Genomic DNA, 25165 nt, shown 5'->3' with positions numbered 1-25165 from the left:
CGAACGTAACGAGAACCAGGCGATATCGTCTCGTATAGTTGAAGCCCTCTCGTCCTCAAAGGGTAGTCACAAGACGAAAGACCGAGTCTCGAGCTATTCCTCTCGCATCGCGCGGGCGATCTGATCAGCGAGCGGTTTGACGAGGTAGGAAAGCGCCGTGCGCTCGCCGGTCTGGATGAACGCCTCGACCGGCATGCCAGCGTGCAGGGCGAGGCTGCCGAGCTTCCGGAGCTCCGCCGCGGAAATCCGGATGCGCGCGGTGTACCACGCCTCGCCGGTCTGCGGGTTTGTGCTGAGATTCGCGGCGATCGTCTGGATTTCGCCGACGATTTCCGGCGTCGTGCGCTGATTGAAGGCGGATAAGCGCAAGGTCGCCTTCTGCCCGAGATGCAGTTGGTCGATGTCGGCCGGCTGGATCTTGGCGTCGACGACGAGGCTGTCGTTGACGGGCACGATCTGCATGACGGTTTCGCCGGCGGCAATGACGCCGCCGACCGTGTGCACGGCCAGCTCGTGCACGATGCCGTTTTGCGGCGACAGGATATCGATGCGCTTCAATTGATCCTCGGCGGCGACCCGCTGCTCGGTGAGTTCCGCCAGCTTGTTGTCGACGTCACGCAGTTCCGTCAGCACCTCGGAGCGGCGGTTCTGGTCGAGTTGCAGGATCTGAAGCTCGGTTTCGGTCGTCTGTGTCGCGGTGCGGGCGATCTCGGCCGTCAGTTGCCCTCGCTCACCTGACAATTGCGCCTTCATCCGCTTGAGCTCGGCTAGCCGCGAGAACGGCATCAGCCCCTTCGCGTGCAGGCTGGCGATGCCCTCCAGCTCCTCGTCGATCAGCTTCAATTCGTCGTCCTTGGCGTCGCGGCGGGCCGTCAGTCCGTCGGCTTCCTGCGCCAGTTGATGCACCCGCTGGCTGAGTTGCGCCTTCTGGCCGTCGATCGTGCGCTTGCGGGCGTGGAACAGCGCCCTTTCCGCGGCGACATAGGCGGCGACCTCGGGATCGCCGAGTCTTGCCTGCAGTTCCTTCGACGGCGCCGGTTCCGCCGCCTCGTCGCGCTCGGCGGTCAGCCGCATGGCGCGCGCCTGCAACTGGTCGATCTGCTTGGTGATGACCGCCAGGTTGGCGCGGGTGACGGTATCGTCGAGCCGGATCAGCAATTCGCCGGCCTTCACCTGTTGGCCGTCGCGTACCCGAATCTCGCCGACAATGCCGCCGTCACGGTGCTGGATGCGCTTGACGTTGCCCTCGACGACAACGGTCCCGGCTCCAAGGACGGCGCCTGAGAGATTGCTGGTCGCCGCCCAGCCGCCGACGCCGAAGACCAGCGCCGCGACCGAGACGCCGGCGATCAGCATGTAGCGGGAGATGGCCTTTGCGGCGCGGCTTTCTGCTTTGGTGCTCATGCGGTCTCCGACACGGCGCGGACGGTGGTCTTGCGCAGCACCTCGTCGCGCGGGCCGAAGGCGACGGCTCGTCCCTCGGCCATGACGAGGACCTGATCGACGGCGGCCAGGGCATTCGGCCGGTGAGCGATGACGACGACGATCGCGCCGGTCTTGCGGGCCGCGAGGATGGCATTGGTCAGCGCCGCCTCGCCTTCCGCGTCGAGGCTGGCATTCGGTTCATCGAGCACCAGCAGGAACGGCTTGCCGTAGAGCGCCCGGGCGAGGCCGATGCGCTGGCGCTGGCCGGCCGACAGGATGGCGCCGGCAGCACCGATCCGGGTGTCGTAGCCTTCCGGCATCGACAGGATCAGCTGATGCACGCCGGCTTGCTCGGCCGCTTCGATGATCGCGGCGGGGTCCACATCCTTGGCGAAGCGGCTGATGTTTTCGGCGATCGTGCCGTCGAACAGGTCGACGCCTTGCGGTAGGTAGCCGATCGAAGGCCCAAGCGATTCTGGCTCCCATTGGCCGAGCTCGGCCCCGTCGAGGCGGATCGTGCCGCGGGCGGGCGGCCAGACACCGACCAAGGCACGGGCCAGGGTCGACTTTCCGGAGCCGCTCGGGCCGATAATGCCGACGCCCTGGCCCGCGGCGAGCTTGAAGGAGACATCGCGAACAATGGCTGCATTGCTGCCGGGCGCGGCGACGACGAGCCCGGCCGCGTCCAAGGTTTGCCGCGGCGCCGGCAGAGGCATCGGCTGGCGGTCCTCGGAGAACTTGTCGAGCACGCTCTCGAGGCGGCGGCGCGCCTGCCGCGCGTTGACGAACCCGCGCCATTGCGCGACCGCCTGCTCGATCGGCGCGAGCGCCCGCGAGGTCAGGATCGACGAGGCGATCATCGCCCCCGGCGACGCCAGTTGGTAGATCGCCAGCCACGCCCCGAGCGCGAGCACCGCCGACTGCAACGCCAAGCGGAAGATCTTCGACGCGGCCGCGAAGCCGCTGCTGGCGTCGCTGGTGCGTCTCTGTACGTCGACATAGCCGGCGTTCATCTCATGCCAGCGCGCGGCATAGGCGCCGCTCATCCCCATCGCATGCAGCGCCTCGGCATTCCTTCGGCCGGCCTCGATGAACTCGCTGCGGTTTCCTCCGAGCTGGGCGAGACGCTGCATCGGCTGCCGCAGCGTCACCTCGCTGACGAGCGTCAAGGCAAGCAGGATGACGGCGCCAGCGACAGTGATCCAGCCGAGAAAAGAATGGAAAAGGAACAGGATGGCGAGGTAGACCGGCAGCCACGGCATGTCGCAGATGGCGACCGGGCCTTGCCCGCTCATGAACTGGCGCACCTGGTCGAGATCGCGGAGCGGCTGCGCGATCGCCTCCTTCTTCGACATCCGGAGCGGCAGCTTCAAAACGGTGTCGAAGGTCGGGCCGCCCAGCTCCTCCTCCAGCCGATGGCCGATCTGGGTGAGGATGCGCGAGCGGATGACTTCCAGCAGTCCGAGAAACAGATAGAGGGCGATCGCCAGGATCGACAGTGCCACCAGCGTCGGCACGCTGCGGCTGGCGAGCACCCGGTCATAGACCTGCATCATGAACAGCGGTCCGGTCAGCATCAAAAGATTGGTGACGGCGCTGAGCGCCGCCACCCCGATAAATGCCTTGCGGGTTTGGCGAAGAGCGGCGGCGACCAGCGATCGCCGCCCGTCCGTCATCAGTGCCGTCACGCGTCAGCCCTCAAGCAACGAAGCGGACATCGTCGGCATGCAGGTTCGCCAAGGTGACGTTCTTCAACGTAATCGTATTGGCCGCGTCGAAGGTGATCACAGTGTCGGAGCCCGCCTGCGCTGCCGCGGCAAGGACGGATTCGAAGTTGGCGAAGAGCGTGTTTTGGAACTCAAGAACGTCGCCCGCCCCCGAGCCAGCTTTGAAGTCGGTTATCGTGTCGAGACCAAAGCCCGGCCGGAAGACGAAGGCATCGTTACCGGCCCCGCCGGTCAGTGTGTCGTCGCCCAGGCCTCCTGCGATCGTGTCGGCGGCGTTGAACCCAACGATCGTATCGTTTCCGGACGTCGAAGCCTGTGAAAGCAGCAGCCCTCGCATGTCCGCCCGCGTCCAGGTGGTGCCGCCGGCAAAGACGATCTTGTCGACGCCCTGATCGTAGAAGTCGTCGAGGGCTTCCTTGATGAGGATGGAGCCTGCATCTCCGACGCCCGCCGCACTCTCGGCGATGGCGAGGGTGACGTGGTTTCCGTTGCGGACCAGCGTCACGTCGGCGGGGTTGATATCGACGAGGATGAGCTGGTCGGCATTGCCGCTGTTGGTCCCCTCGGTGATGGTGTCGTTGCCGTCGCCGCGGCTGTAATAGTAGGTGTCGATACCACGTCCGCCGTCGATGGTGTCGTTGCCGAGGCCGCCGGTGATGATGTCGTTTCCGTCGCCAGCATTGACGGTATCGTTGCCAGCGCCCGCATTGATGAGATCAGCGACATTGAAGCCGGCGATGGTGTCGTCGCCAGCCGTCATGACCTGGTCGAGCAGCATGAGCCTGAGCTCGTTCCGGGTCCTGACGGCGCCATCGGTGAAGACGATCTTGTCGATGCCCTGATCGTAAAAGTCGTTGAGGGCTTCCTTGATGAGGATGGAGCCTGCATCTCCGACGCCCGCCGCACTCTCGGCGATGGCGAGGGTGACGTGGTTTCCGTTGCGGACCAGCGTCACGTCGGCGGCGTTGATATCGACGAGGATGAGCTGGTCGGCATTGCCGCTGTTGGTCCCCTCGGTGATGGTGTCGTTGCCGTCGCCGCGGCTGTAATAGTAGGTGTCGATACCACGTCCGCCGTCGATGGTGTCGTTGCCGAGGCCGCCGGTGATGATGTCGTTTCCGTCGCCAGCATTGACGGTATCGTTGCCAGCGCCCGCATTGATGAAATCAGCGACATTGAAGCCGGCGATGGTGTCGTCGCCAGCCGTCATGACCTGGTCGAGCAGCATGAGCCTGAGCTCGTTCCGGGTCCAGACGGCGCCATCGGTGAAGACGATCTTGTCGATGCCCTGATCGTAAAAGTCGTTGAGGGCTTCCTTGATGAGGATGGAGCCTGCATCTCCGACGCCCGCCGCACTCTCGGCGATGGCGAGGGTGACGTGGTTTCCGTTGCGGACCAGCGTCACGTCGGCGGCGTTGATATCGACGAGGATGAGCTGGTCGGCATTGCCGCTGTTGGTCCCCTCGGTGATGGTGTCGTTGCCGTCGCCGCGGCTGTAATAGTAGGTGTCGTTGCCACGACCACCGTCGAGGGTATCATTCCCTTTCCCGCCCCCAAATTTGCCCGACGCATCTGTGCCTATAAGCGTATCATCTCCATCCGTCGCCGAGTCGTAGATCGACCATTGACGCAGGAAGGCAGTGTCCCATTTCGTCCCATCATCGAAGACAATCTCCTCGATGCCATACTGATCGAAATGCCGGTACGAGGCTGTCGCAGCAACCAGCCGCAACGTCCCGCCTTCACCGCCCCCGACAGTAATCAGTAAATCGTTGCCGGCGCGAGCGAGCGAGACTTCCGATGGCACAATACCTTTCAGCCGCAGGCTGTCGGTCCCTTGGCCATCAACCTCTAAAATCCCGTCATTGCCGTCACCGCGGGTGAACACATAGGTATCGTTTCCTGCTCCGCCTTCCAGCCGGTCGGCGCCATGGCCACCTTCCAAGATGTCGTTGCCAAGATAGCCCAACAGAGTGTCATCGCCGAGGCCGCCGGAGAGCGTATCGTTGCCAGACCGGCCATCGAGAACGTCGTCGCCTGCATTGCCAGAAAGCGTGTTTGCCGCATCATTGCCGAAGAGGCGGTCATCGAACTTGGTACCAATCACGTTTTCGACGCCGATCAGGGTGGCAATTAGCCTGTCGCTGCTGGTAGAAGCTGAGAACGTATCCGACGTCCTGACCTCACCCTGGTTGAGCACGAGATCTACAAAGACCGAAGTAGAGAGATCTTGGAAGGTAACAGTGTCGTTTCCTTCGCCACCATCAAGCTGATCAATGTCACCGAGCATGGAGATGCTGACAGCCAAGGTATCGTTCCCGCCGTCGCCAAAGATGATGTCGCTACCGCCGCGGCCATCTATGTAATCCGCTCCCAAATTACCACTAAGGCGCTGATCGTATTTCGATCCGATGATCTGATCAGCGCCGCTGGTCCCACCATAGAAGGCGGACCCTTCTTTTGCCCAATACAGAATGTCTGCTCGCGACCAAATATTCCCATCACCGAAGATGATTTTGTCGATTCCATATCCGTCTGTGAGCGACTGCAGATCCGTGACGAACTTCATTGTATGCGTATAGAAATCCCGCGATCAAGCCAACCATCATCGCCATACCGATCGGCGAACCGAGGAACAGGCCCAATTGCCAAACAATTCCCAATTGCAAGAATTCCGCCGATATGGCGCCGATAAAACCTGCAACCTCAAATAGGGTTACGCCCGCCAAAGTACCGACACCGATGTCAGTACCTATCTTTGCTGCCGACTCGAGAGAAATTCCCTCCAGATACGCAGAGGAGCCTGTTTCCAAAGCCAATCCGACATTTTCCAGGACCTCGCCGTAAGCTTCAGCACGAGGGTTCCCGGCGGCACTCAGCGCACCTCCCAAAGATTGTAGAGCTTTTCCGAGCGTGTTTGCGCCGTCACCCAGGGCAAAATCACCCAAATTTCGTAGCTCTTCGGTGATTCCATCATACAGAAGCTCAATTTGTGACGGTGCAAAAACTTCAGAGTATGATGCCATCGGGGTCAAACCTCTCTATATTATCAGCTAATTACACAAGGAAAGATCCCAGATTATTCGCCCCTTTTACTGCGAAACTCCCTTATCTTTCTTGGTGGATTCACAATGACAACCAACGATACGAATATAATCGCGGGGATGTAAACCGGAAGTCTTGTGACCTGACTTACAAGTGCGGCGGCAATCAGTGCTATGCCGACGTAGATCCCTATGGAAAGGCGATTGGATATAATGCCCCACAACATTTCACAAAAGTGATGCTTCCACCTTATGTCCGACAGGGCCATCTTCTTTCTCCCGGAAATCTATATTCCGTCGTTTCTATTTACAACTTATACGGTCGGTCAATTATATGCAGACGTGACTTTCAGAGAGCCGTGCGAGCGCATTTTCCATCTGAAATTGCCAGTGACGGTCGTGTGTTTCGCAAATGCGATCAAAAAACACTCTTACCGTTTGCGCGCTCTTGAAAGACGACGTCGAATGCAGGACTGCGCTTGGATTCGAGCCGGCGAATTCACTCCAATCAAGGTGAGATCTCCCACGTGCTGCGGCATCGCCGCCAGCAAAAATCCTCCCACAGCAGTGCAATTGCCCGAACTGCCCGCCGCGCTGCATTGCTCATCGGTCGCTGTCACAACTATTGCGATAGAGTGATTGTTTAGTGAGAAGCCACCGCACTTCGCAAGCGAAAAGTGAATCGGCGGCAAATTTCTCTCGCAATTTGGATTGAACGCTTCGGCCGCGTGATCTCCAATGGGTTGGCAGCGAGCCCAGAATGTGTGGTTATTGAAGGTCGCCAGCCACGCCCGATTGACGCCGTGCGAGCTGCGCACCTCGGCGGTCGCAAGGCTCGACTGGTCGATATTGGACGCGTCAGGCGCGATGTAACTCACCGACATGACCTGTCGCTTCGACAATGCCTTCATTCTCCCCACTTAGAACGATTGTGTACGTTCCAGTTGTTAGCGCAGCGCCGCATATAAGGCAGTCTTTCCGATCCTGAGGCGTGCCGCCGCCTCCCTCACTGTCAGGCCTTGATCGATGAGAACTTTAGCCCGGGCGAGCTTGTCCGGCGTGACGACCGGCTTGCGGCCGGCCTTTCGACCACGTGCAGCCGCCGCCTTGAGTCCAGCTGCCGTTCGTTCGCGGATAACATCGCGCTCGAATTCGGCGAGCGCGCCGAAGATCGCAAAAACGAGCTTGCCGCCGGATGTCGTGGTGTCAATGTTCTCGGTCAGCGACCGCAGTCCAATGCCGCGCGCCTGCAGGCTGGTGACGGTTTCAATGAGATGCGGCAGGGAGCGCCCGAGCCGGTCGAATTTCCATACCACGAGCACGTCACCGTCGCGGAGGTAACCAAGAGCCTCAATTAAACCGGGCCGTTCGGCCTTGGCGCCGGAAGCGATGTCTTCGAAAATCTTGGTGCACCCGGCCTTGGCCAGGGCGTCGCGCTGCAGGGTCATGTCTTGGGCGTCGGTCGAGACGCGCGCATAGCCAATGGCGGGCATGGAGAGGGTCGTGTCCGTTTATCCGTCCGGCAATCTTTCCGTCCGTTTTTCCATTGTCAAGGCACGTTTGCGGACATTTCCTGTGGATGCCGGCAAATCTCCGTTTGGCGGACAGGTCAAATTCGGTTCCGCTGTAGCCCGGCGCGATGAAACAGCAGGGTGGGCGAATGGCTAGACGAACCCTTTTGAGTGAAGCGTGGTGGAACCAGGCGACAGCCATCCCGGACGACGAGAGAGACATCGTCAAGCACTACACGCTCGAACGCGCGGATCTCGACCTGATCATGCGGCAGAATAGGGCACCGAACCGACTGGGGCTTGCTTGCGTTCTGGCGATGCTTCGCTACCCCGGCCGGCCGCTGGCGGACCGTGAAGTCCTGCCGGAGGGCGTCCTGCGGTATTTGGCCCGGCAGATCGGCGTCGATCATCGTGAGATTCATAAGTATTTCGAGCGGCCGCAGACGCGACGCGAACATCTGGCCTTGGTTTTCGAGAGAACAAAGACGCGCCCGTTTGCATCCTCCGACGTGCGAGCGCTCACAGGCTGGCTGACGCCGGCGGCGCAAACCTTGCGTCGCGCCGACGCTCTCGCGGAAATGGTGGTGGAGGAACTTCGTCGCCGACATATCCTCCTGCCAGCCCGCGCGGCGTTGGAAACCATCATCCATGTCGCAATTCGGCGTGGCTTGCGCATCGCCCATCGAGCGCTCGCCGGCGGCCTTTCGGAGAGCCAGAAGCTCGATCTCGACCGGCTTCTCGACATGCGTGCGGGCACGACCGTGACCACTCTGGCATGGATCCGGGCGCCGGCACTGTCGCCGAACGCCGCCAATCTCGACAGGATCGCCGAGCAGGTGCAATTTCTCCGATCGCTGGCCCTGCCGGCGAACCTGGCAGAGCGCATTCCGGCCAAGCTTTTCGAGGAGCTTGCCTCGGAGGGGATGCGGATGAGCGCACAGCATCTGCGTGACCTCAATCCGGAACGCCGGTACGCCGTGCTGGCCGCGACAATCCTGCACCTGTCACGCAATCTGACCGATTGTGCAATCGACATGTTCAAGAAACTGATCGGCGCATTGACGCGGCGCGCCGACAATCAGGCGGCCAAGAGGGTTACCCGTTCCGTCCGGGAGCTTCAGAAACCACTGAAGGACGTCTCCCAGGTTTGCCACGCGATCATTAAAGCCAGAGAAGCGGGCGAGGACGTCGGCTTGGCGCTCGAGCGTGTCATTCGTTGGCCGGAATTCGTCACCAGCGTCGAGGCCGTCGACACGCTGATCGCCCCGGACATGATTGATGGCAAGGCCGAGTTGCTCCAGCGCTATCCGACCATCCGCAAAATGGCACCGGAATTCCTGTCGACCTTCGTGTTCCGCGGCCATGCCGTCGCGGCGAACCTCCTACGCGCCCTTTCGGTGACCGCCGATCTTTATCGCTCCAGTAAACGCAACATACCGGACAAGGCCCCCATATCCTTCGCCCCGAAGGCTTGGATGCCGCTGATCCTTGAGGACGGCAAGATCAACCGCAGGGCCTACGAATTCTGCCTCTTCAGCGAGTTGAAGCGCAGGCTCGATGCCGGCGATGTCTGGGTCGAGGGATCGAAGCGCTTCCAGTCATTCGAAAGCTTCCTCATCCCTACGCCGACATTCGAGCTGATGCGCGAGGAAGGACCGCTCCCGATCGCCGTCGAAACCGACGTCGAAGCCTATCTGCAACAGCAGCGCATGATCTTGAACGAGGGGCTGCGCGACCTTTCCCGCCTGGCGGAAGCGGGCGAACTTGACGATGTCGAATTGACCGAGGCCGGTTTCAACATCACGCCGCACAGAGCCACCTTCCCGGACATCGCCAAATCGCTGAAGCCGAAAGTGGAAGCCCGATTGCCTGCCATCCGGATTACCGACCTGATCCTCGAGGTCGATGCGCGGACGGGCTTTTCGAACGCTTTCACGCATCTGCGCACCGGCCGAACCGCCGACAACAGGCTTGCACTGCTCACCGCGGTTCTGGCCGATGGCATCAATCTTGGTCTGACCAGAATGGCCGACGTCTCCCCCGGCCTGACGATGCGGCAGCTTGCCTGGGCCCACGACTGGCATATCCGCGAGGAGGGTTACTCTGCCGCCCAAGCCATTCTGATCAACGCCCAGAGGCAGTTGCCGCTTTCGAAAATGTGGGGGGATGGAACGACGTCGTCCTCGGACGGGCAGTATTTCCAGGCCGGCGGCTACGGCGAGGCGCTCGGTGATCTCAATGCCCGCTACGGCCCCAATCCCGGTGCCAAATTCTACCGGTTCACCTCCGACCAATATGGCGCTTTCTACATCATCGTCATGAACGCCAATGCGAGCGAGGCCATCCATGTCCTCGACGGTCTCCTTTATCATGGCAGCGATCTCGCCATCGAAACCCACTACGTCGACACCGGCGGGGTCAGCGACATGAGCTTTGCGCTCTGCCATCTCCTCGGTTTCCAGCTCGTCCCGCGGCTGCGCGGTCTCAAGGATCGTAGGCTCTATCTTTTCCCCGGCGACGCAGCGCCAGAAAACCTCGAACCTCTTGTCGGCGAGCCCATCAACGTCGAGCGAATCAAAGCGAACTGGAACGATATCCTTCGTCTCGTAACGACGATCCGTTCCGGACAGGTCCGGCCCTCAACCCTGTTGGCGAAGCTCTCCGCTTTCCCGCGACAAAACGGACTGGCGTTAGCGTTGCGCGACATCGGCCGCATCAACCGTTCGATCTTCCTGCCGCAATGGTGGCGGAACCCCGACATGCGCCGGAACGCCACCATCGGGCTCAACAAGAGCGAAGCCCAGAACACCCTGCCGCGCGCGCTCTTCTTCAACCGTCTAGGCGAGTTGCGGGACCGGACCTTCGAGAGTCAACTCTATCGGGCATCCGGGCTGAACCTGCTGATGAATGCGATCGTCTACTGGAACGCGCTCTACCTGGAACAGGCATTCGCCGATCTCAACCGTGACGGAATCGCCACCCCGCCGGATGTGATCAAACACATTGCTCCCCTCGGATGGCAGCACATCAGCCTCACCGGCGATTACATCTGGACCCCGACCGAAGGCCTCGAACTCCGACCCCTGGGGCGAGAAACGTCCATCCTCACCGCATGATCGCATGATCACTTTATGTTCTCAAATGTCGGACAGATTCACTACTTTCGTGTCGTGACGCCTAGTAGCCGCTCAGATCCGGCATCTGCGGATCCTCAAAAGCATTGCGTCTGAGCTCGCGGAAAATCGTCGAACGATGCCGTCCGAGTTTCTCGGCGATGACGGTAGCGCTCAGGCCGGCCGATCGCCAGCGAGCGATCCTGCGACGTTCATCCATATCGATCTGGGAGTAGGTGCGTCTCATGAACCATTCCTTGCGAGTGATAACCCATTGGCATCTATCGCAAGTCGCACTTCATCCTTGAACCCACCCCGCTACACCAAATGTCACAGCTATTTAAAGATGAGACAAAGTAGTCAAATTAGAAAACGCGACGTCATCCTACTCCTTATTACTTCGTTTGCAAGTTGCTATATTTACAAAGTACGCAGACGATAGCCGCCGGCCGGGTGGAGCTGGTCAGGGTTGCGCAGCCCGGTCGGCGGCGGATGGCTCCAGCGGCAAGATAAACTTTAGCTTTGACACCCCGATCACTCCGCCGCCTTCAGCTGCGCAAGGGCTTGCTGGCGCTTGGCGATGACCACCGGATCCTTGGTAAAATCCGTCCTCCGGCCAGGCTTGGTGCCGCGCTTTTGGTAGCCATTGCTTTGGCTGCCGTCGCGTATGCCGAACATGTGGTCCGTCTGGCCGGTGCGGCGCGGCCCGCCCTTGCTGCGCTGTTGCTCTCGTCCGGCCTGCATCTCGGCGACCACGGCCAGCATGTCATCAAGGCGCTTGTTCTCGACCACCTCGGAGCGGTGCACCGACCGTAAGGTGTCGAAGGCTCTGTAGGGCAGGGACGTCCCCTCATGGGTGATCTCGAGGCGGCCGTCGGGATAGTCGCAGACAATGAGCTTCTTGCCGGCGAGCGCCGTGGCGAGGTCGGTCGGATCGAGGATGAACATCACCTTGTCATAGCGCAGCGTCAGCGACTGCGACAGCTTGCGGACCTCCTTGCGGCACATGGCGCCATCGAGGTTCTCATGCGCGGCAAACGGCCGATGCATGTCCTTCGGATTGCGCGGCGCCTTGCCAAAGCGGCGATTGAAGTCGGCCATGAACTCCGGCGCATAGGCATTGGCCGCCGCGATCGAGTCGATGCCGCGCAGCCGCAGTTCCTTGACCAGCCGATCCTGCAGCGTCTGGTTGGCGCGCTCGACGCGCCCCTTGGCCTGCGGGGTATTGGCGCAGATGATGTCGATGTTGAGCTCATAAAGGGCCCGGCCGAACTGCGTCAGGCCACTGGTTCTGTCCTTCTTGGAAGCATGGGTGGTGCGGAAGATGCCATGCTTGTCGCTGTAGAAGGCGATCGGCTTGCCCCATTGCTGCAGATAGGCCTTCGTCGCGTGCAGATAGTCGAAGGTGTTCTCCGATCCGGCGAAGCGCAGATGCAAGAGCTTGCCGGTGGCATCGTCGATATAGACGAGCAGGGCGCATTTGGGTCCGCGGTTCTCGAACCACCGATGAAGCGAGCCGTCGATCTGAACGAGTTCGCCGAAACAATCGCGCCGGCCGCGCGGCTGGAAAACCCGCTTCTTGCGCTCGCGTCGCGACACCCAGATGCCGGCTTCCATCATCCACTGACGCAGCGTCTCCTTGCTGACGGCAATCCGGTGGCGTTCGAGCAGCTTCTCGGCGGCCAACGTCGGTCCAAAATCCAGGTAATGCTCACGCACCAGGTCGAGCACCAGGTTGCGGAAGTCCTCGCTGTAACGCCGGTTGCTCGGACGGCCGCGCTTCTTCGAGACGAGACCGTCGGCGCCGGCCTGGTCATAGGCCTGCAACAGCCGGTGGACCTGACTGCGGCTAAGACGAAGCAACGCGGCCGCCTCGACGACGGTCAGGCTGCGCCCGCGAATCCGCTGGATGAGTTCAAGACGATGCAATTCCTTCTGCGACATGGTGATCAAACAAGACATGACGACTCCGAACGCTCATGGTCTCAACCACGCTTCACCTCGCCAGTCTTCCTTCCAAACGTTGACGTTTGACCAGCATCCCAAGAGGCGACGACTGTCGCATCTCTAACTGGCTCATATGTCGCATCTCTAAACTGCCGCTACACCAAACGATCGCATAATCTATGTTATGGAACTGGACGGTCGTTTGGGTACACTGGACCGATCATCACCCACGCGATCCACCCAAGAGCCGCCAATCCGCATGCTGATTGTTGGTTACTCGCACGTACCAACTGCTTACTCAGCCTACAGGCGAAATGGTACATGCTCGTCCAGCAGGAATATGTCCCAAAGTCCAATTTCGACCGTAACGCTTTTTCGGTTAGATTGAGCCGCAGCAATCACCAACTGGTTGAATCGGAATGGATATTGATTTTACCCGCTCCGGGGTTTGGTTTGCGTCGAAACGCGTCCTGGCGTCTACGATTGTTCGGGAAGCAACCCCGGCTGGCACTCCACGGGGCAATCGGTCACCGTCAACCTGCTCCCGGGCGGGAGCTTTTTTTGGCGATTCCGAGTTCCAGAGCCCGGGGACGAGCGTGTTCAACAATGATGGTACGGTGTCGAACTGAAGAAGGCCTCGGCTTGGGTATTTAGATCACCTTAAAGTGGTCAGGGCGCCGAGCGCTTCAGTTATTGGTTGTGGTATCCCTTAAGCCGCGACGTCGCCGATCAACGCGCCAGCGGGAATGTTCCATTCCTTGCTGAGCTTTCGGATCTGATCCAGATTAATTTCCCGCTTGCCGTTCAAAAGATCGGCCGCCCGCGCTTTGGAGCCAATAACCGCAACGAGATCGGCGCGCGTGTAATTGTTCGCAGCCATCACCGACTTGACCACCTCAACCGGGCTCGCCGTCGGGATTGGATAGTGCTTACCTTCGTACTGTTCGATTAGAAGCACGAGCGCGTCAAAGTGCGCAGCTTCCTCAGAGCCTTCATCGGGTTCGTTCTCGAAATACGGCCGAACTTCCTTCAGCGCGGCGTTGTACTCGGCCTCACTCTGAAGCGTTCGAAAAGCTTTCAAATCGAACATGTCGACTTCCTTTCACGTCAGAGGTCTTTGACGTCAATCGCATCGTACTGGGCGTGCGTCCCGACAAACAGAACGAAAATCCGCTTTGACCGAAACGCGACCAGCCCCACGATGCGGTACTTGTTGCCACCGACGTCGAAAATAACCTTGTTGCCCGCCACGATATCAGCCGAGTTAAATGTCTTCTTCAGCTCACTAAAGTTGCTCCAACTCGCCTTCGATGCGGTGGTGTACCATTCCGTCATCGCGGCTTCCGCGGTCTCTCTGGGAGCTCCTTTCGGCAAGCTGTTCCAAAAATTCCCCAGCGCGGATTTAGCGATAACGTTCACTCGAACTCCTATTTAGCGCGTTCCCAATTTGGAAACAAGCGTGAAGTTCCCAATTTGGAAACTTTGTTGGCGGGCACTCTCAACTACCACCAAAGCAACATCGACGGAATGCAGTCTAGGAGAGCTTTTGGCGCGAAACTGGCCGGAATGAGCCGCCCCGGCATGTCAACCTCGGCTGTCTTTTCGTAACCAAGTCTCGTCCGCCTCGACGACCTTCGACTGCATTAAGAAATCCAGGCTATGTCAATCGACGTTTCAAAGCAGCTTAGCTCGTTTCCCTACATTCAATTTGCCGCGCGGGCACCCTCCGTCATGGAACTTCTCTAGGGCTACGCGCCGGACGACAACCGCAACGAGGAAACCGTATCGTTTCCGCGCGGGCCAAATCGAGATCCGGCCTCCCGACCGCGATGACCTCGCTATTCGGCCGACCACGCGCCCGTTCTACGAGGCTTTCTGCCAGCTGCGCCTTGCAGCCTGTCACGACAATTTTCACGCAACGCTCCGATGGCGTCCGCCGAGACGTGCGCCGTTGTAGCGCTCGCGGCGGATCGGCTCCCACCACCAGCCGTTGGCGAGATACCAATCGACCGTGTCGCTCAAACCCGCCTCGAAGTCCCGCGTCGGCCTCCAGCCAAGCTCATGCTCGATCTTGGAAGGGTCGATCGCATAGCGCCGATCGTGACCAGGCCGGTCGGCGACAAGCGTGATGAGATCGCGATAGCTCTTTCCGCCCTTGCGCGGCAGGCGGATGTCGAGCAGGTCGCAGATGCTCTCCATCACCGACAAATTGTTGCGCGCGGCCCGGGCGCCGATGTTGTAGCTCTCCCCTGGCCTCCCCTTCCTCATCACGAGATCCAGCGCGCGTGCATGGTCGTCGACGTGGAGCCAGTCGCGGACGTTCGCTCCCGATCCATAGAGCGGCAGCGGCTTTTCCTCGATCGCATTGATGATCGTCAGGGGGATAAGCTTCTCGGGAAAATGAAACGGTCCGTAGTTGTTGGAGGAGTTCGAGAGCACCACGGGCAGCCCATAAGTCTGATACCAGGCACGAACGAAATGATCCGCCGCCGCCTTGGAGGCGGCGTAGGGGGACGAAGGCGCGTAGCGCGTCTCTTCGACGAAAACGCCGCCGGAGAATGGGAGGTCCCCGAACACCTCGTCGGTGGAGACATGGTGAAAGCGAAACCGCTCGCGCGCTGTTGGGCCAAGCTCCGACCAGTAGGCCAATGCCGCTGAAAGCAGGCGGACCGTGCCGAGGACGTTTGTTTCCGCAAATGCGCCGGGCCCGTCGATCGATCGGTCGACATGGCTCTCGGCCGCGAGATGCATGACAGCATCGACGCGCTCGAGGCGCATGATGTCGAGCAGCGATTGCTCGTTGCGGATATCCGCCCGGTAGAAGACATGGCTCGGGTGATTGTCCACCGCGCGCAGCGACTGGAGATTGCCAGCATAGCTCAGCTTGTCGACATTGACGACCCGCTCGGCGCCATTGGCAACAAGATGCCGGCAGACCGCAGAGCCGATGAAGCCGGCGCCACCTGTGATGAGAACACGCATGCTTGCCCCCTCACCGGCCAAAATCGAAGAGCTTGGCATCGGCCAGCAACGATGCGTCCCGATCCTTCGCGGACAATCGCAAAAGATCGGCGTCCACGGGCCACTTTATCCCGATTTGCGGATCGTCGAAGCGGATCGCGCGCTCATGTTCTGCGGAATAGTGCTCGCTCACCTTGTAGAGGACCTCCGTCTCCGGTTCGAGGGTGACAAAACCATGGGCGAACCCCACGGGCACCAGAATCTGGTTCCATCTTTCGGCCGAGAGTTCGAGACCAATCCACTGCGCGAATGTCGGCGAGCCCTTGCGGATATCGACGACCACGTCGAACGCCCTCCCCCGCACGACCCGAACGAGCTTGGCCTGAGCGCGTGGCGGGAGCTGGTAGTGCAGGCCGCGCAACGTGCCCGCAATTGCGGAATAGGAGTGGTTGTCCTGCACGAAAGCGAGCCGGATGCCATGCGCCAGCAAAGCCTCGGCATTGTAGGTCTCCGAAAAGAAGCCCCGCTCGTCGCCGAACCTGCGTGGTATGATTTCCAGAACACCGTCGAGGCCCAGGGCTCTTATCTCAGGCATCGGCAAGCTCCCTGATGCGTCGCTGAAGGTAGGTCGCGTATTCGTTCTTGCCGAGTAAGGCAGCGCGCTTGAGCACCTCATCGGCAGAGACATAGCCGAGCTCGAAGGCGATCTCTTCCGGGCACATGATCTTCACGCCCTGGCGATGCTCGATCGTACGCACGAAGGAGGCGGCATCGTGCAGGCTGTCATGGGTACCGGTATCGAGCCAGGCGTAGCCCCGGCCGAGACGGCAGACATGAAGGTCCCCCCGGTCGAGATAGGCGCGATTGACGTCGGTGATTTCCAGTTCGCCGCGGGCGGACGGTCTGATCGAGGCCGCAACGTCGAGCACGCTGTTCTCGTAGAAGTAGAGGCCCGTCACGGCCCAGCTCGATCCCGGGCGTTCCGGCTTCTCCTCGATAGTCTCAGCGCGGCCGCTGCGGCCGTTGAAGCTCACGACCCCGTAACGCTCCGGGTCGTCCACGCGATAGGCGAAGATCGTGGCGCCGCTTTTTCGGGCCGCGGCCTCCCGGCAGAGCTCAGGAAGGCCTGCGCCGTAGAAGATATTGTCTCCGAGGATCAGCGCGACCGGACTTTCCCCGACGAATTGCCGGCCGATGATGAAAGCTTCCGCAAGGCCGTTCGGCTCGGACTGCTCCGCATAGGAGATCGAGAGGCCGAGTTGACTTCCGTCGCCAAGCAACTCCTCGAACAGCGGCCTGTCCCTCGGCATGGTGATCACCAGAAAATCGCGAATTCCCGCCAGCATGAGCGTGCCGAGCGGGTAATAGATCATCGGCTTGTCGTGGACCGGCAGCAACTGCTTCGAAACCGAGATCGTCACCGGGTAGAGCCTGGTCCCCCTGCCGCCTGCAAGAATGATCCCCTTCATGCGGTGTCTCCTGTCGCCGTTGAACTCCGCCCGCGGCTGGTGAACGTTCCCGTCATCTCGCCCGCCCTTCGATTTCGGCAGGCCGGATCGCGGCGGCACCGGCGGGGCTCAACTTACCGCAGCGCCAGAGGCTGTAGGTGGGTTCCGTGTCCCAATCGTAGTAATAGGCTGCCGACAATCGACCCGTCGCCATCAGTTCGCCGAGCGTTGCGCGCATGGCACGCACCGCTCCCTCTCGCGCGCGATCGTCGACGGGGCACGAACGCGCGGTATTGGCAATGCCCCATTCCGTCACCCAACAGGGCTTGCCCTGATCGGCTCCCTGGCAGAAATCGAGGAGGCTGTTCACACGGGTCGCCAGCGCTCCCGCCGCTTTCCGGCCCGGATAGATGTGGATGCCATAGGCATCGATGAAGCTCTCGGCGCCCCGATTGCGAAGCGCCGCGACGAACACGCGCGGATCGAGCCGTTCCAGGCCGCGCTTGTCGGCCTCCTTGGCGCTCGCGTCGGAAAGCCCGGCGGAAACGACGGTTGCCTTGCGGCTGTGCACCGTGGCACGCACTTCCTCGCGGCTGATCTCCAGAACGCGGACGTAATTGTCCAGCCCCCGTTCGAACGCCAGCCGGTCCTTAAGATCGGCGATCGTGCGTGGCGTCGGAGCGCCCGGCTTCCGGTAGACAGCAAGGTCCCCGTTGTAGCCGGCATGGTTGATCTCGTTGCCGGGCTCGATAGCCTCCAGGCGAATGCCCAGCGCATCGATGCGCCGGAGCGCATCGCGCAAACCCTTGCGATACCGATCGATATCGAGATCGGAGAGACGATAGACGTCCCATAGACGCCCGAACCCTGTCCGCGGGCGGGCACTCTCCGGGTAGTAGCTCTTGTTCGCAAGCTGGATTTCGAGAAGAATCCTGAGGCCGAGGCGACTGGCGATTGCCAGCGCCTCGATGCTCTTGTCCACCGGTCGCGACAGGGAAAGGCGCACGTCGGTTGCTCCGCTCGCGGCGATATCCTTGAGTACCCTCTCCTGCTCGCTGTGAGACAGCCATCCAAGATTTACGCGGTTTATCCCGATCCGAGCAGCCGGGACGTCATCGGCACAGGCAGGCTGAGCGAGCGCAAGCCATCCGCTGAAGACGGCTGCCGCCGGCCCTTTCCACAGCATAGAGCGGGATGCACCCACGTGCGTTCGCGCAACCGCTCTACCTGTTTGTTTCTGCCGCACGTGTGCGACGCCAGGTGATTCCACCTGACTGCAAAATGCTCTAGAGGCCGACATGCGCGAGAGCAGTGCGGAAGTTGGCCTCACAAGCCGAGTACCGGTCGATGACTGCCTGCGAGTCGATCTTGGAAAGGAAATTCCCAAGATAGGCCCTCCTGTCCGTCTCGCGGTTCCAGATCGCGGCCTCCATATAGGGAAAGCCGATGAACTCCAGCATCTCGCGCATGCGATCGTCGACCGCGATCATGAGCGAAGGCACTCCGGCCTGCATGCCGATGATGCAGCCATGGAATCGGCGGCCGAAGCAGAGATCGCGCGAACTGACCCAGCTTCGCCACTGATTGGTGTCGAAGAAGACCAGCAGCTCATGCTTCCTCTGCCACTTCTCGGAATGCTTGTATTCGGTCTGTCCCGTGATGCGTCCGCTTGCCCGGTCGTAGACATGCACGTCGTCCTCCCCGGGCAGGGAGAGATTGTAGGCGACCACTTCGTCCTGGACGACGTAGCTTGCAACGCTGTCGGGCTTCAGGAGCGCATGGGCATCGACGATGGTATCGGCGACGCTGCCGAGATAGCCGCCGAAGGCGATCTTTTGGGCCGTCGCCAGCTCCGGATTGGCGAGAGCTGTAAGCGAGCGCTTCATCTCGTTCGGGGCAAAGAAAAGCGACGGGCAGCCCGTGGGCCTCACGGATTTCATGCCTTGCTCGCGGAGGAACTCGGCGGTGAAATAACCACGGGTCAGGAAGAAGCTCTCTTTCTTTCTGAGCACTTCAAGGAATTTGAGGGTGCCGGGCGGCAGATTTTCCTTGAGCCCTTCCCTGCGCTGTATGCCGATGCCCATCACCACCACGGGCATCTTCAGCTTGTCGAACACTTCCGCTTCGAGATCCGCGGAGTAGCCGGGCCGCAAGAGATTGGCGGAGGCGAAGACGCAGATGTCGAACTCCTCGTTGAAGCGCGCGTAGACCTCGTCAGAGTTGCGGCTGTTGGCGAGATGCCAGAACGGCACATAGGTGACGTCGTGTCCACGCAAAGCGCTGGCCGCTCCTTCGCCGATCAGATAGTTGCCGGTATTGGCGATTTTCCGCACCTGGTCGATGAGATCCTTCTTTGTCCTGACCTCATCGAAATAGGGCCTGTGGCGGACCTCCGACCCGGATACGCCCGCTACGGTACGCTGCAGATATGACGGGATTCCTGTAAGCAAGACACGCATCGAAACACCTGATTTTCTGAAGTCCGGGACCACGCCCGCGAAGGTTTATTGCCCGATCCCGATTTCGCGCAGCGCCGTGCGGAAGGTGCGCTCGCGCTCGGAATATCTGTCGATGAGTTCGGATGCGTTGAGCCCGGCCAGGTGATCGGCGACGAACTCGGCCCGATCTTCCGCGTTGTCCACATCGATGGCATCGACCGCGGGCAGGCCCGTATAGCCGAGCATCTCGCGCATCCGGTCGTCCACCGCCACCATCAGGCTTGGCACACCCGCCTGCATGGCGATGATCGAGCCGTGGAAGCGCCGCCCGAAATTGAAGTCCATGGACGACGCCCATGCGCGCCACTGGTTCGTGTCGAAGAAGGTGCGGATGTCGAAGGATGTCTTCAGCCGATCCGTGCCCGGATAGCTGAGCTCGCCGAGCATCGAACCGGAGGCGGAGTCATAGACGCGCCCGTCGCCATTTTCCTCCACGTTCATGTCGAAGTGCAGGAACTCGTCCTGGATCACGTACTGGGGGCGCGAGTCTTCGGGCGCCAGAGCATGGGCATCGACAATCGTATCGTGATTGGCGCCGAGATAGCCGGAGAAAATCGTCCGCGCCTTGCCGACCTTCACATGCGGCAGCTTCTTCAGCGACGCGCGCATGTTGTGCGGCATGAAATAGACGGAGGGGCAGCCCGTCGGCTGGACGTAGGTAAAGCCCTGGTCCTTGAGGAAGCCTGCCGTCTCGAATCCGCGCGTGAGGAAATAGTGCTCCCGCTCTTTCAGAACGTTCAGGAGCCGCTTCGTGCCCTCGGGCAGGCTGTTCTCGAGATCCCTGCGGTTCTGTAGACCGATGCCGAGCATAACGATCGGCATCTTGAGCTTGCTCAGCACCTCGGCTTCCGCGTCGGCGGAGAGGCCCTTGCGCAGAAGGTTCGCGCAGGTGAACACGCATATGTCGAAATTGGCGTTGAACTCCTCCAGACCAACACCGTTCTTGCTGTAATTGTAGAGATGCCAGAACGGCACCTGCTTCGCATGCGGCGCGATCGCGCGGAGCGCCCCTTCGCCGATCAGGTAGTTTCCGGTGTTGCTGATGTTGCGAAGCTCCTGAAGAAACTCCTCCTTCGTCTCCGGCTGTTTCTGCCGCTCCGAATAGGACACCGACAGGCCGTGAGCGCCGTTGGCAAGGCGCGTGTAGTGGCCAGGAATTCCCGTCACGAGGATTCTTGGACGCATGCAATAGACCCTTCTTCTTGAAACCGGCGCGGGCTTGTCAGCCCACCGCCGCAACCTCGGGATTAGATGTCTCGCGCTGACGTATGACCGTCGAGCGCGAAAGCGATGAATTGTTCACTGAGCGGTCGCACCAGCCGAGGAACTCGGAAAAGGAGGATGCCCATGAGCGGCGTGCAGCGGTTCTCAGGCACCCCTCCATGAGAGGCGCGAGTTTCTCGCGATTGTGGGCCACTTCCGCGATGACCTTCGCCATGTCGCGCACCACCTGTGGATCGGCGGCAGCGTCGATCAGGATGCCGTCCTCGCCATCGATTATGAGCTCGTCGACGGCGCCGACGGCGGTCGCGATCGGGACGCAACCGAGTTGCTGCGCCTCGGCGATCATCAATGGCGCCCCTTCCCAACGCGATGGCATCAGAAGAACATCCGCCCACCCCAGTGCTTTGACGAGATCCTTGCTCGCAAACACCGGCGGGCGCACGTCAACGCCAAGATCCTTCAGTCGATCCGTCCACGATATGGTGGCGTCCGCGAGGATCTCGCCGCCAATCGCCCGGGCGTCGAAAGGTACGCGCGAGGCCCTGAGCTCCGCGATCGCAGCAGCCAGGCGGTCGATCCCTTTCTGTTGGTCGAGCCGGCCCATGTAGAGGACCCGGAGCCGATCGTCCTTGCGCTCGATCCGCCTGACCGACAGAACCTCTGCCAGGACCTTGGGCGGCACGGAGAAGCTCGCGCCGTTGGGGACAGCAAAGGTCTTCTCGTGCGGGACGCCGAAGCTGTGCAGATAAATTTTGAGCTGCTCCGAGCAGGTCAGGAACGCGTCATAGCAATGCTCATGCGCAATTGCCGCGAACGGCTGTCCGGCGGGCCTCTTGAAGCCCGTATTGTCGACGACGTGAAGATAGCAGGCGGTGCGGGTACCTTCGGAGCGCAGGCGCGCGATGAGCGGGTGCACCGCCATGACATGATTGTTGATTAGGAGGTCGAATCCGGAAAGCTGACCCTTGAGTGCCGACCAATCGACCTCATGCCCCTCGGCTATGAAGTCCTGCCCCAGAAAAGAGCCCGAGCCGCCCCAGGCGGGAATGCCCTGGTCCCAGAAGTGTATGTAATCAAAGCTCGCGTCGAACTCGTCGATTACGTCCATCCTGGACGTGCCCAACACAAACAGATGGGTCTCGTAGCCATTCGCCTTCAATTCACGCGCCGCAGCATAGACGACCTTCTCGGCGCCACCGAATGACGCGTTCGGAACGAGCAGTGCCGCGGTTCGTTTGCCTCCTTCGCTATGCCCGAGTGGCAGCACCGGCGAGCCGCCGAGCTCGTGGCGAAGTGCCTTGTGGAGTTCTGCGTAGGGCACGAGCCGCGCCGGGCGCCAGGTCCAGCGCCGGCCGGCCGTCCGACGTAGCGGACTGGTCGCGATGGCGTTGACACAATTGATCATCACCTGCTGCGGCGTGATCAGCGAGCGGCGCGGCAGGGTTCTCGGGAAGGGAAAGCGCACCTTCAGCACCGCCGATGTGGGCCATACCTGCTGGTTGCCGATCGACGCGAACCAGTCGAGCGCATTGTTCTGGATCACGTCGCGCACGAGCGAGGTCGGCAAGAAGATGAGATCGGCATGCCCTACATGCGCCCCGGCCTCATGGAAGACCGGCTCGATCTTGCGTTGCGCGGCATCGTTGCCGAGTTGGACGAAGACGACATTGGCCTTCTCGCCCAAGCGCTCCAGATGCGAAAGCACGTTCGGCAGCATGCGCGAGCGGAGGAGAAGATCGAGGGTGGCGCCGCTTCCGGCAATCAGGAACGGCGGGAAATGGACGTTGTCCGGCTCGCCGATACTTGCCCAAAAGGACGGGATGATATCGTCGAGACGAAGCTTCTGCGGCGGCTTGGTTGGATCAGTGAAGAAGGAGATCGCCGCGTCTTCCGTCCGCGCAAAGAGATAGCGCGGGCATTCCTCATGTTCGAAATCAACGAGCATCGGACGCTGGAAAAGTGCCCTGTGGCGTTTTCTCAGGAAGCTCACCGAGGCGGCACGATCCCGGTTGGCTTCCTTGAAGCGGCTTTCCGCGCGGAGCCGGTATTCGAACGTCGTATCGTGGCACGGCGTGCCGACGAAGCCGTGTTCGATACAGGACAGCCAGAACTCCCAGTCTTCGAAACCGTTCTGCCTGTCATCATTGAAGCGCACGCCGGCACGGAACACGTCGATCGAGATCATCGAGCCCGTGTCGCAGATGTTGTCGGTGATGCAGTGGACAAGCCGCGAGTAGCGGTTGCCGTAGTGCGCCCGCCAGCTCACTGAGAAGGTGTCAATATTGGTGTAGACCCAGCCGCAGCCGCTTGAGGCAAGCTGGCGGTAGAGGGTTTCGATCGTGCCCGGCAGGACGCGGTTGTCGGCATCGAGGAAGTAGACGGCTCGCGCTTCCGGCAGGTTTTCGAGCACATAATCGATCGCGCGGTTGCGCGCTCCGCCCGGCCCGGCATTCGCTCCGAAAAGCACATGGACCGTCGGATGGGCAGCCGCATAGAGGAGCAACTGGTCGAAGGTCTCCTGCCGCGGGTCGCCGTCGACCGACACGACCACCGCAATCCTGCATTCGGAGACGGCCGATGCGAGCACCGATTCGATCGCCTCCAGCACAAGGGCCGCGTGACCGTAGAGCGGCATGGCGACCGCGATCAGGTCCGAAACGTCCTTATTGCCGGACATGTGACGCCCCTGCGGATTGCTTGACCAACCGGAAGCCGGACACCTTGAGCCACGAAAAATCGACCGTGTCCGTTATAGCGCGGCTGAGAATCATCAGATCCATGGGCTCGCGCACGGGTTTATCCAGTTGAAAGTTGATGTTGATCGCCTGCTGGGCCGTGACTTCGCGCCAGCCGCTGAAGAATGCCGAAGGCTTGGCCGCTCCCTTGCGCGCGAGCTCCGCCACCTCGGATCGCGCATTGGAATTGGCGGGCGCGAGCAGAAAGCTCACGGCCGCGGGCGCGCCCTGCGGATGGTCGATAACGGCGCTTGCCGAGAAGGAAATCGTGCCAGGCTCGACGGCGCGACCGATGGTGCCGGCCGAAATTCCGCTCGGCAGCGGGTGACAAACCACGGCGTGCTCGTGCTCAAGAAAGCGGACGGTTTGGAACTCAGGAACCACAGGCGTGACGGACACGTCGACAATCTGGCTCAAGAGCTCGACCGCCAGACGATAGTCTTCGATGAAATGCCCTTCGAGCAAGGCGGTCGGCGCGATCATGTTGGGCATGCGCGCCGGTCGGACGCCGGCAAGGCCCGTAAACACTCGGAATGCAAGCGGCCGGAGGTCGAGATCGGCATGAGCGGCGTCTGACCGGGCCGTATAACGCTCGCTTGCGATCGGATAGCCGAGCGAGAGCCCCACCATCTCCGTACCGGTTGTGGAGACCCTGAGCCGCAGCGTCCTTGCTCCGCCTCCGCAAGCCCGCGGCAGTGCGAAGAAATTCCAGCCGGCGGTGACTTGTGCGTAGGGCACGGTCCACTCGGCCACGCCCTCCCCGCTCTCGACATAGCCGAGCATCACGACCAGCTCGCCACCATCCTTCGGGACGGAGTGGAGATGTAGCGCGACGCCCGCCACGCCAAGACTGGAGACCGGCAGGAGTTGTTCGACATACCCGGTCGCGAGAAGCTGCCCGATGCCCTCGTCCTTCGGATCGACATAAGGATCGTGCGCGAAGATCTCGGTGACCGGCTCCCAGTTGCGAGCCTGGAACGCGTCCTCGAGCGCGCGGTAGTTCTCAAGCAGCGCCTCGCGCTCGCGCCGGAGGATGGCGAGCTCGGACGTTACCGAGGCGGCGAAGCCGGCAAGCCGCCCCACCCCGCCTTCGACCAGCGCACGAACGAGCGCCAGGCTCTCCGTCTTTCTCCTCGCATCGAGCCGCTGAAGCGGTATCTCGGGGATCGTTCCCAGGGCGCGCAGGGACGCGAGTCCCTCGGTCAGGTCCGCCTCCGCCTCGTCAGAAAAAGCGAGCGCAATCAGCGGGAACGCGTTCTGTAGGGGAATGCGGGAGTCTGTTTCCGGCTTGAGAAAGTGGACCAGATGCTCGATGTCGCTTCCTTCGACATCTGCCCGATCCCGATCGGATGCTACAACCAGCCTACGCTTCGCCGGCGATTGCCTCACGCTAGAAGACGACAATTCTTGCACGCAGCGGCCCCAGAATAAATCGATTGTGTCGAGGATGAAGCTCGCCCGGCGAATGAATAAATTCGCCCCCGAAACTCATCGCTCAACACCTATCGAGGCATGCCGCACTGCACAATAGT

At 61.1% G+C, this 25165-nt stretch carries 18 protein-coding genes and 2 pseudogenes; 1 reads left to right on the top strand and 19 read right to left on the bottom strand.

Going from position 1 to position 25165, the window contains the following annotated elements; genetic code table 11:
* Window positions 1–93 precede the first annotated feature (93 nt).
* The 7 genes and pseudogenes from QA637_RS23570 to QA637_RS23545 all read right to left on the bottom strand — a co-directional run bounded on the left by QA637_RS23570 (window position 94) and on the right by QA637_RS23545 (window position 7689).
* The gene (locus QA637_RS23570) at window positions 94–1404 is read right to left on the bottom strand and encodes an HlyD family type I secretion periplasmic adaptor subunit (RefSeq protein WP_153437724.1); all 1311 of its coding nucleotides are present in this window, start codon (window positions 1402–1404) and stop codon (window positions 94–96) included.
* Complete coding sequence (locus QA637_RS23565) at window positions 1401–3101, bottom strand: type I secretion system permease/ATPase (protein ID WP_167528177.1); 1701 nt, start codon at window positions 3099–3101, stop codon at window positions 1401–1403. Before QA637_RS23565 ends, QA637_RS23570 begins: the two co-directional genes overlap by 4 nt.
* A gap of 22 nt (window positions 3102–3123) precedes the next feature.
* Complete coding sequence (locus QA637_RS23560; RefSeq protein ID WP_283067273.1) at window positions 3124–5460, bottom strand: calcium-binding protein; 2337 nt, start codon at window positions 5458–5460, stop codon at window positions 3124–3126.
* A gap of 45 nt (window positions 5461–5505) precedes the next feature.
* Window positions 5506–5721, bottom strand: a pseudogene (locus QA637_RS31045) (hypothetical protein); the annotation flags it as partial.
* Window positions 5654–6178 (bottom strand): hypothetical protein, encoded by a 525-nt coding sequence (locus QA637_RS23555; RefSeq protein ID WP_283067272.1) that lies wholly within the window; start codon window positions 6176–6178, stop codon window positions 5654–5656. The gene QA637_RS23555 and the pseudogene QA637_RS31045, both read right to left, overlap by 68 nt.
* A 449-nt stretch (window positions 6179–6627) precedes the next feature.
* Window positions 6628–7107, bottom strand: a complete 480-nt coding sequence (locus tag QA637_RS23550; protein ID WP_153437730.1) for a hypothetical protein — start codon at window positions 7105–7107, stop codon at window positions 6628–6630.
* A 36-nt stretch (window positions 7108–7143) separates the two neighbouring features.
* A complete protein-coding gene (locus QA637_RS23545) occupies window positions 7144–7689 on the bottom strand; it encodes a recombinase family protein (RefSeq protein WP_153437732.1) in 546 nt (181 codons plus the stop codon).
* A gap of 167 nt (window positions 7690–7856) precedes the next feature.
* Between QA637_RS23545 and QA637_RS23540 the strand changes: the two genes are divergently transcribed.
* Entirely contained in the window at window positions 7857–10823 is a 2967-nt protein-coding gene (locus tag QA637_RS23540; protein WP_283067271.1) for a Tn3 family transposase, read from the top strand.
* A gap of 64 nt (window positions 10824–10887) precedes the next feature.
* On the opposite strand, the pseudogene QA637_RS23535 reads toward QA637_RS23540, so the two are convergent.
* The 12 genes and pseudogenes from QA637_RS23535 to QA637_RS23480 all read right to left on the bottom strand — a co-directional run.
* Window positions 10888–11067 (bottom strand): annotated as a pseudogene (locus QA637_RS23535) (helix-turn-helix domain-containing protein); the annotation flags it as partial.
* Window positions 11068–11354: 287 nt separating this feature from the next.
* Window positions 11355–12782: an ISNCY family transposase gene (locus QA637_RS23530; protein ID WP_283064360.1), complete on the bottom strand. Its 1428-nt coding sequence runs from the start codon at window positions 12780–12782 to the stop codon at window positions 11355–11357.
* Between the two features lie 694 nt (window positions 12783–13476).
* A complete protein-coding gene (locus QA637_RS23525) occupies window positions 13477–13857 on the bottom strand; it encodes a helix-turn-helix domain-containing protein (protein WP_283067270.1) in 381 nt (126 codons plus the stop codon).
* A 17-nt stretch (window positions 13858–13874) separates the two neighbouring features.
* The gene (locus QA637_RS23520) at window positions 13875–14186 is read right to left on the bottom strand and encodes a type II toxin-antitoxin system HigB family toxin (protein WP_283067269.1); all 312 of its coding nucleotides are present in this window, start codon (window positions 14184–14186) and stop codon (window positions 13875–13877) included.
* Window positions 14187–14678: 492 nt separating this feature from the next.
* The gene (gene rfbB / locus QA637_RS23515; protein WP_283067268.1) at window positions 14679–15749 is read right to left on the bottom strand and encodes a dTDP-glucose 4,6-dehydratase; all 1071 of its coding nucleotides are present in this window, start codon (window positions 15747–15749) and stop codon (window positions 14679–14681) included.
* A gap of 10 nt (window positions 15750–15759) precedes the next feature.
* Window positions 15760–16323 (bottom strand): dTDP-4-dehydrorhamnose 3,5-epimerase, encoded by a 564-nt coding sequence (rfbC, locus tag QA637_RS23510; protein ID WP_283067267.1) that lies wholly within the window; start codon window positions 16321–16323, stop codon window positions 15760–15762.
* A complete protein-coding gene (rfbA, locus tag QA637_RS23505; protein ID WP_283067266.1) occupies window positions 16316–17197 on the bottom strand; it encodes a glucose-1-phosphate thymidylyltransferase RfbA in 882 nt (293 codons plus the stop codon). The genes rfbC and rfbA overlap by 8 nt, the downstream gene beginning before the upstream one ends.
* A gap of 52 nt (window positions 17198–17249) precedes the next feature.
* Window positions 17250–18362, bottom strand: coding sequence for a glycoside hydrolase (locus tag QA637_RS23500; protein WP_283067264.1), 1113 nt, complete (start codon window positions 18360–18362; stop codon window positions 17250–17252).
* 100 nt (window positions 18363–18462) lie between these two features.
* Complete coding sequence (locus tag QA637_RS23495; protein WP_283067262.1) at window positions 18463–19635, bottom strand: polysaccharide pyruvyl transferase family protein; 1173 nt, start codon at window positions 19633–19635, stop codon at window positions 18463–18465.
* Window positions 19636–19680: 45 nt separating this feature from the next.
* Complete coding sequence (locus QA637_RS23490; protein ID WP_283067260.1) at window positions 19681–20859, bottom strand: polysaccharide pyruvyl transferase family protein; 1179 nt, start codon at window positions 20857–20859, stop codon at window positions 19681–19683.
* A gap of 37 nt (window positions 20860–20896) precedes the next feature.
* The gene (locus QA637_RS23485) at window positions 20897–23575 is read right to left on the bottom strand and encodes a glycosyltransferase (protein ID WP_283067259.1); all 2679 of its coding nucleotides are present in this window, start codon (window positions 23573–23575) and stop codon (window positions 20897–20899) included.
* Window positions 23562–25046: a DUF6212 domain-containing protein gene (locus tag QA637_RS23480; RefSeq protein WP_283067257.1), complete on the bottom strand. Its 1485-nt coding sequence runs from the start codon at window positions 25044–25046 to the stop codon at window positions 23562–23564. The genes QA637_RS23485 and QA637_RS23480 overlap by 14 nt, the downstream gene beginning before the upstream one ends.
* Between the last annotated feature and the right edge of the window lie 119 nt (window positions 25047–25165).

It is taken from the genome of Sinorhizobium terangae (assembly GCF_029714365.1).
GTDB lineage: Bacteria > Pseudomonadota > Alphaproteobacteria > Rhizobiales > Rhizobiaceae > Sinorhizobium > Sinorhizobium terangae.
This window is presented reverse-complemented; position numbering and strand designations above follow the sequence as displayed.